The organism is Blautia sp. CAG:237, from assembly GCF_000436615.1.
Classification (GTDB): Bacteria; Bacillota; Clostridia; order Lachnospirales; family Lachnospiraceae; genus Blautia_A; species Blautia_A intestinihominis.
On record NZ_FR886711.1, the window covers coordinates 80,692 to 81,307 of the forward strand.

Annotated in this window: 1 protein-coding gene; it reads left to right on the plus strand. The window is 45.5% G+C overall.

The genetic code is table 11. The annotated features are described in order from the left end of the window. The first annotated feature begins 28 nt into the window (after positions 1-28). A complete protein-coding gene (locus tag QZL69_RS04410; protein WP_022214015.1) occupies positions 29-526 on the plus strand; it encodes a type II toxin-antitoxin system HicB family antitoxin in 498 nt (165 codons plus the stop codon). Positions 527-616: the final 90 nt, after the last annotated feature.

The following is a 616-nucleotide window of genomic DNA, read 5'->3' on the forward strand; positions in this document are numbered from 1 at the left end:
CTGATCCGCAGGAAAAGAAGGAGTAAATATGGGGATAGAAAATGAATTGTCACAGATATGTGCAATGATCGAGAGCGGGAAACTTTGTTATGCGGATGCGGTGTATTATCTGAATCTGATGAGAAAAAAATATGGGATCTGGGAGAAAGAGTTTCGGCAGATTTGTGATGTGTGGAGCCAGAAGGGGGAACTGAGCGGAGAACTGGATCGGCACAGAGACAGAGCAGAAGATGAAGCAGATGGATTGTATCAGAGAGTTCTGGACGGATTGTATGAGATGGTGGAACTGGGAGAAATAACGCTGGAAATGATGGCGGAAAATCTGTGGGAGGATGCTTATGAAACAAAAAAAGATCCATGCAGAGGTTATGTCGGTTTTTATCCGGAGCTGCCGGGCTGCATCGGATATGGGAAAGATAAGGAGATGCTTCGTGAGAATATGAAGGAATCTCTGGAGAAATGGGTCCGCGCGGGATATGAGCAGTGGCGCGAGCGATGGATCATGGGTGGATGCGAGAAACTGTAAGGTCTATTTTGAAATGGGGGTTCATATACATAAGTGATGTAAAAAATCAGGAGGATATACTTTGGCGGAATATCGACGCTTTGTGGCGTA

Bases quoted from the DNA above. Each gene is read 5' to 3' on its own strand.
- QZL69_RS04410 (WP_022214015.1), top strand. From the start codon at position 29: ATGGGGATAGAAAATGAATTGTCACAGATATGTGCAATGATCGAGAGC.